This window comes from Candidatus Colwellia aromaticivorans (assembly GCF_003333305.1).
Classification (GTDB): domain Bacteria; phylum Pseudomonadota; class Gammaproteobacteria; order Enterobacterales; family Alteromonadaceae; genus Colwellia; species Colwellia aromaticivorans.
Genome location: NZ_QOLD01000021.1, coordinates 1 through 5283, shown reverse-complemented (window position 1 = coordinate 5283; position 5283 = coordinate 1). Strand labels below are relative to the sequence as shown.

Annotated in this window: 10 protein-coding genes; all 10 read left to right on the top strand. The window is 42.3% G+C overall.

From position 1 onward, the window contains the following. Window positions 1-44: 44 nt before the first annotated feature. The 10 genes from rplC to rpsQ all read left to right on the top strand — a co-directional run bounded on the left by rplC (window position 45) and on the right by rpsQ (window position 4718). Complete coding sequence (rplC, locus tag DWA31_RS03870) at window positions 45-683, top strand: 50S ribosomal protein L3 (protein ID WP_114325353.1); 639 nt, start codon at window positions 45-47, stop codon at window positions 681-683. A 16-nt stretch (window positions 684-699) separates the two neighbouring features. Further along, window positions 700-1305 carry a 50S ribosomal protein L4 gene (gene rplD, locus DWA31_RS03865; protein ID WP_114325352.1) on the top strand — a complete coding sequence of 202 codons (606 nt, stop codon included), beginning with the start codon at window positions 700-702 and terminating at the stop codon, window positions 1303-1305. Next, a complete protein-coding gene (rplW, locus tag DWA31_RS03860) occupies window positions 1302-1604 on the top strand; it encodes a 50S ribosomal protein L23 (protein WP_114325351.1) in 303 nt (100 codons plus the stop codon). The genes rplD and rplW overlap by 4 nt, the downstream gene beginning before the upstream one ends. Before the next feature lie 12 nt (window positions 1605-1616). Beyond that, window positions 1617-2444, top strand: a complete 828-nt coding sequence (gene rplB, locus DWA31_RS03855; protein WP_114325350.1) for a 50S ribosomal protein L2 — start codon at window positions 1617-1619, stop codon at window positions 2442-2444. Between the two features lie 75 nt (window positions 2445-2519). Further along, on the top strand, window positions 2520-2795 hold the full coding sequence (gene rpsS / locus DWA31_RS03850) for a 30S ribosomal protein S19 (RefSeq protein WP_011041718.1): 276 nt from the start codon (window positions 2520-2522) through the stop codon (window positions 2793-2795). 11 nt (window positions 2796-2806) lie between these two features. Then, window positions 2807-3139: a 50S ribosomal protein L22 gene (gene rplV, locus DWA31_RS03845; protein ID WP_114325349.1), complete on the top strand. Its 333-nt coding sequence runs from the start codon at window positions 2807-2809 to the stop codon at window positions 3137-3139. A 12-nt stretch (window positions 3140-3151) separates the two neighbouring features. Further along, the gene (gene rpsC / locus DWA31_RS03840) at window positions 3152-3850 is read left to right on the top strand and encodes a 30S ribosomal protein S3 (protein WP_114325348.1); all 699 of its coding nucleotides are present in this window, start codon (window positions 3152-3154) and stop codon (window positions 3848-3850) included. Window positions 3851-3862: 12 nt separating this feature from the next. Further along, window positions 3863-4276 carry a 50S ribosomal protein L16 gene (rplP, locus tag DWA31_RS03835; RefSeq protein ID WP_114325347.1) on the top strand — a complete coding sequence of 138 codons (414 nt, stop codon included), beginning with the start codon at window positions 3863-3865 and terminating at the stop codon, window positions 4274-4276. Beyond that, complete coding sequence (gene rpmC / locus DWA31_RS03830) at window positions 4276-4467, top strand: 50S ribosomal protein L29 (RefSeq protein ID WP_033082647.1); 192 nt, start codon at window positions 4276-4278, stop codon at window positions 4465-4467. Before rplP ends, rpmC begins: the two co-directional genes overlap by 1 nt. Continuing rightward, on the top strand, window positions 4467-4718 hold the full coding sequence (rpsQ, locus tag DWA31_RS03825; RefSeq protein WP_114325346.1) for a 30S ribosomal protein S17: 252 nt from the start codon (window positions 4467-4469) through the stop codon (window positions 4716-4718). Before rpmC ends, rpsQ begins: the two co-directional genes overlap by 1 nt. Window positions 4719-5283: the final 565 nt, after the last annotated feature.

The following is a 5283-nucleotide window of genomic DNA, read 5'->3' as shown; positions in this document are numbered from 1 at the left end:
GGTGTTGATGTTCAAATCAGCTTGGGCTAAGGGGAGTTTTAACAATGACTATAGGTCTAGTTGGACGTAAAGTGGGTATGACTCGTGTCTTCACAGAAGATGGTGTTTCTACCCCTGTTACTGTTATTGAAGTTGAAGCAAACCGTGTTGCTCAGGTTAAAACTGTAGAAAACGATGGTTATTCAGCGCTACAGGTTACTACGGGCAAGCGTAAAGCAAGCCGTGTAACAAAACCAGCAGCTGGTCATTTCGCGAAAGCAGGCGTTGAAGCAGGTCGTGGCCTGTGGGAATTCCGCTTAAACGAAAATGAAGGTAGCGAAATTGAAGCTGGCAGTGAACTTACTGTTGAAGTATTCAATGACACTAAATTAGTAGACGTTACTGGTACATCTAAAGGTAAAGGTTTCCAAGGCGGTATTAAACGCTGGAACTTTACTATGCAACATGCAACACATGGTGTTTCGTTATCACATCGTTCTAACGGTTCGTTAGGTCAATGTCAAACACCAGGTCGTGTATTTAAAGGTAAAAAGATGTCTGGTCATATGGGTGCTGTGCGTTGTACTACACAAAACCTTGAATTGGTTCGCGTTGACGCAGAACGTAACTTGTTGCTTGTTAAAGGCGCAGTTCCGGGTGCTATCAATGGCAACGTAATCATCAAACCAGCTGTTAAAGCTTAGTCCAGGAGATTTTGTGATGGAATTATCATTAAAAGACGCATCAGGTGCTCTTGAAGTATCTGAAGCAACTTTTGGACGTGAGTTTAATGAAGCGTTAGTACATCAAGTAGTAGTTGCTTATGCAGCTGGTGCTCGTCAAGGTACTCGTGCTCAGAAAACTCGCTCAGAAGTTAGTGGCGGTGGTGCTAAACCATGGCGTCAAAAAGGTACTGGCCGTGCACGTGCCGGTACTACTCGTGGTCCAATTTGGCGTTCAGGTGGTGTAACATTTGCTGCTAAACCTCAAGACCACAGCCAAAAAGTTAACCGTAAAATGTATCGTGGTGCTATCGCTAGCATCCTATCTGAATTAGTTCGTCAAGAACGTTTAGTTGTTGTTAACGATTTTTCGGTAGAAACGCCTAAAACTAAAGAATTAGTTGCTAAACTGAAAGGTTTAGAGCTTAAAGACGTATTGATTGTAACGAAAGAAGTTGACGAGAACTTGTTCTTATCAGCACGCAACTTATATAAAGTTGACGTTCGTGACGTTGCAGCAATTGACCCTGTAAGCTTAGTTGGTTTCGAAAAAGTTTTAATTACTGCTGATGCAGTTAAAGAAATTGAGGGGATTTTAGCATGATAAACGAAGAACGTTTGTTAAAAGTGCTTTTAGCACCGAACATTTCTGAAAAAGCGACTGTAGCTGCTGAAGCAAACAACACTGTTGTTTTCAAAGTAACTACTGATGCTACTAAAGCTGAAATCAAAGCAGCAGTTGAGAAACTTTTCGAAGTTTCAGTTGTAGGTGTTAATACACTTAATGTTAAGGGTAAGGTAAAACGTACAGGTGCTCGTACTGGTCGTCGTAACGATTGGAAAAAAGCATATGTTACTCTTGCAGAAGGTAGTGATATCGACTTCGTCGGCGCTGAACAATAGGAGAGTTAGAAAATGGCTATTGTAAAATGTAAACCTACTTCTCCGGGTCGTCGTCACCTAGTTAAAGTGGTAAACAAAGAGCTTCATAAAGGTAAGCCTTACGCACCATTATTAGACACTAAGTCTAAGTCTGGTGGTCGTAACAATAATGGTCGCATTACGGTTCGTCACATTGGTGGTGGTCATAAGCAACATTATCGTATAATCGACTTTAAGCGTAATAAAGATGGTATCCCTGCGAAAATTGAACGTATCGAATACGATCCAAATCGTAGTGCTAACATTGCACTTGTATTATACGCAGATGGCGAGCGTCGTTACATCTTAGCCCCTAAAGGCTTAAGTGCTGGAGATGTTATCCAGTCAGGTGTTGATGCTCCAATCAAAGCGGGTAATACTATGCCGTTACGTAACACACCATTAGGTAGTGTTATTCACGCAATCGAACTTAAACCAGGTAAGGGCGCGCAAATTGCTCGTGCTGCTGGTACTTACGCACAATTAGTTGCGAAAGATGGTGCTTACGTTACTTTACGTCTTCGCTCTGGCGAAATGCGTAAAATCGAAGCAGATTGTCGTGCTACTTTAGGTGAAATCGGCAATTCTGAACACATGCTTCGCTCTTTGGGTAAAGCGGGTGCTTCAAGATGGCGCGGTGTTCGCCCAACTGTTCGTGGTGTTGCCATGAACCCAGTTGACCATCCACACGGTGGTGGTGAAGGTAAAACATCTGGCGGTCGTCACCCGGTATCCCCTTGGGGTGTACCAACTAAGGGTTACAAGACTCGTAGTAATAAGCGTACTGATAAATTTATCGTACGTCGTCGTACTAATAAGTAATTAGTGCATTAAACTAAATACTCTCGATTACCGACAAAAGTCGGTAATCAGAGTACTGATAATTAAGGAATCACCATGCCACGTTCCCTCAAGAAAGGTCCTTTTATTGACCTACACTTGTTGACGAAGGTAGAGAAAGCGGTGGAAAGCGGGAATAAAAAGCCAATTAAGACTTGGTCCCGTCGTTCAATGATCATCCCTACGATGATCGGATTGACCATAGCTGTCCATAATGGCCGTCAACACGTTCCTGTATTTGTAACCGAAGAAATGATCGGTCACAAATTAGGAGAATTTGCACCAACTCGTACTTATCGCGGTCATGTCGCTGATAAGAAAGCGAAGAAGTAAGGGGAAGTTAAATGCAAGCTATTGCTATACATAAATTTGCCCGTGGTTCTGCGCAAAAAGCACGTTTAGTAGCGGATCAAATCCGTGGACAACACGTTGAGAAAGCACTTGAAATACTAACATTCAGCAACAAAAAAGCTGCTGAATTAGTGAAAAAAGTACTTAACTCAGCAATTGCTAATGCAGAGCACAACGAAGGTGCAGATATTGATGAATTAGTCGTTAAAACAATTTTGATTGACGATGGTCCAACAATGAAACGTATTATGCCACGTGCGAAAGGCCGAGCCGATCGCATCATCAAGCGCACTAGTCACATTACTGTGATTGTGTCTGATTCTTAGGAGTATATTAGTATGGGTCAAAAAGTTAATCCTACCGGTATTCGCTTAGGTATCACGAAACCTTTCGCGTCTACTTGGTTTGCAAGCAGCAAAGATTTTGCTAGCAACTTAGACGGCGACCATAAGGTTCGCGAATTTTTAAAAGAGAAGCTTAAACGCGCATCACTATCTAAAGTAGTTATTGAACGTCCAGCTAAATCTATCCGCGTAACAATTCATACGGCTCGTCCGGGTGTTGTTATCGGTAAGAAAGGCGAAGATGTTGAGAAACTACGTTTAGCAGTGTCTAAAATTGCTGGCGTTCCTGCTCAAATCAACATTGCTGAAGTACGTAAGCCAGAAATGGATGCGCAGCTTGTTGCTGACAGTATTGCTAGTCAATTAGAACGTCGTGTTATGTTCCGTCGCGCCATGAAGCGTGCCGTACAAAATGCTATGCGTTTAGGTGCTAAGGGTATCAAAGTTCAAGTTAGTGGTCGTTTAGGCGGCGCTGATATTGCTCGTGCAGAATGGTATCGTGAAGGTCGTGTACCTTTACATACTTTACGTGCTGATATCGATTATGCTATTGCTCGTGGTAACACGACTTATGGTGTTATTGGTATTAAAGTTTGGATCTTTAAAGGCGAAATCATTGGTAAAATGCCACTTGTGGCAGAACAACCAGCGGCTAAGCCTAAAAGAAAAAACAACCGCAAAAACAGTAAGTAAGAGGAATAAGTAATGTTACAACCAAAACGTACTAAATTCCGTAAGCAATTTAAAATGCGCAACCGTGGTCTTGCACAGGTCGGTAGCTCAGTTAGCTTCGGTACTTTCGGTTTAAAATCGGTTGAACGTGGTCGTATGACTGCACGCCAAATTGAAGCCGCACGTCGAGCAATGACTCGTCACGTTAAGCGTCAAGGTAAAATCTGGATCCGCGTATTCCCTGATAAGCCAATTACTAAAAAACCTCTTGAGGTTCGTATGGGTAAAGGTAAAGGTTCAGTTGAATATTGGGTTTGCCAAATTCTTCCTGGTCGTGTTCTTTATGAAATGGAAGGTGTTTCAGAAGAAATAGCACGCGAAGCATTTGCTTTAGCAGCAGCTAAACTTCCGTTTAAAACTACCTTCGTAACTAGGACGGTAATGTAATGAAAGCTAGCGAACTTAAAGCAAAAAGCATTGAAGAGCTTAACGCTGAATTACTAGAGCTTTTACGCGAGCAGTTTAACTACCGCATGCAAGCAAGCACTGGTCAATTAGCACAAACTCACTTGCTAAGAATCGTACGTCGCAACATTGCACGTGTAAAGACTATCATAACTGAAAAGGCTGGTAAGTAATGAGCGAAACTAAAATCCGCACAATACAAGGCGTCGTAATCAGTAACAAAATGGATAAGTCTATTGTTGTAATGATCGAACGTCGCGTTAAGCATCCTATGTACGGTAAGTACATCACGCGTTCAACTAAGTTGAAAGCGCATGATGAAACTAACGTATGTAACGAAGGTGATGTAGTAACAATTCGTGAAGTAGCGCCAATATCTAAGTCTAAGAACTGGACTTTAGTTGACGTGATTACTAAAGCTTAATTAGTATTTTATACTGAATTAAACTTTTATCGAAGTTACTTAAAAAGGCTCTAACATTTATTTGTTAGGGTCTTTTTTGTTTGCCCAGCGAAGCTGGCAAACCCGATAGGCTGAAAGAAGCCTTATCACCCCGACTAAGGGGAAGATAATCTGAATGGCAAGGGCGTCACTGGCTAACGGTGGGGTCTGAAGGAAGCCATAAGAAGTTAGAGGTACACAACTAACCGTAACCTGCTTCGGCGGTATTGGTGGGTAAGCGTCCAAAATAGCGCGAAGCCCAATACTTAGTCAGACCAATGCTGTGTTTGAGGGTGGAATTTCTAACAGGGAACTAGTGCAGTAACTGGGGAAGCCTGGCATTGTATCCAATCAAAATGATTTGATCAAAAATGGTTGGACGTATTATTCAAGAGGTGACTCAAGAGTATTACGAGTGTGAGGTGGCAGATGAACCCGTAGTAGTGAGTAAGGCTAGGCCGATGAAAGCCAGTAATGGTGTGGAGGATAAAACCAAGCCGACTGTCAACACTGTGTTTGACAGAGTCAATTTAAGCCACAAGCTTTC

What these genes read in the sequence shown, in the direction of transcription:
- rplD (WP_114325352.1), top strand. Translation starts at nt 700, where the DNA reads ATGGAATTATCATTAAAAGACGCATCAGGTGCTCTTGAAGTATCTGAA.
- rplC (WP_114325353.1), top strand. Translation starts at nt 45, where the DNA reads ATGACTATAGGTCTAGTTGGACGTAAAGTGGGTATGACTCGTGTCTTC.
- rplV (WP_114325349.1), top strand. Translation starts at nt 2,807, where the DNA reads ATGCAAGCTATTGCTATACATAAATTTGCCCGTGGTTCTGCGCAAAAA.
- rplB (WP_114325350.1), top strand. Translation starts at nt 1,617, where the DNA reads ATGGCTATTGTAAAATGTAAACCTACTTCTCCGGGTCGTCGTCACCTA.
- rplP (WP_114325347.1), top strand. Translation starts at nt 3,863, where the DNA reads ATGTTACAACCAAAACGTACTAAATTCCGTAAGCAATTTAAAATGCGC.
- rpsS (WP_011041718.1), top strand. Translation starts at nt 2,520, where the DNA reads ATGCCACGTTCCCTCAAGAAAGGTCCTTTTATTGACCTACACTTGTTG.
- rpsC (WP_114325348.1), top strand. Translation starts at nt 3,152, where the DNA reads ATGGGTCAAAAAGTTAATCCTACCGGTATTCGCTTAGGTATCACGAAA.
- rpmC (WP_033082647.1), top strand. Translation starts at nt 4,276, where the DNA reads ATGAAAGCTAGCGAACTTAAAGCAAAAAGCATTGAAGAGCTTAACGCT.
- rpsQ (WP_114325346.1), top strand. Translation starts at nt 4,467, where the DNA reads ATGAGCGAAACTAAAATCCGCACAATACAAGGCGTCGTAATCAGTAAC.
- rplW (WP_114325351.1), top strand. Translation starts at nt 1,302, where the DNA reads ATGATAAACGAAGAACGTTTGTTAAAAGTGCTTTTAGCACCGAACATT.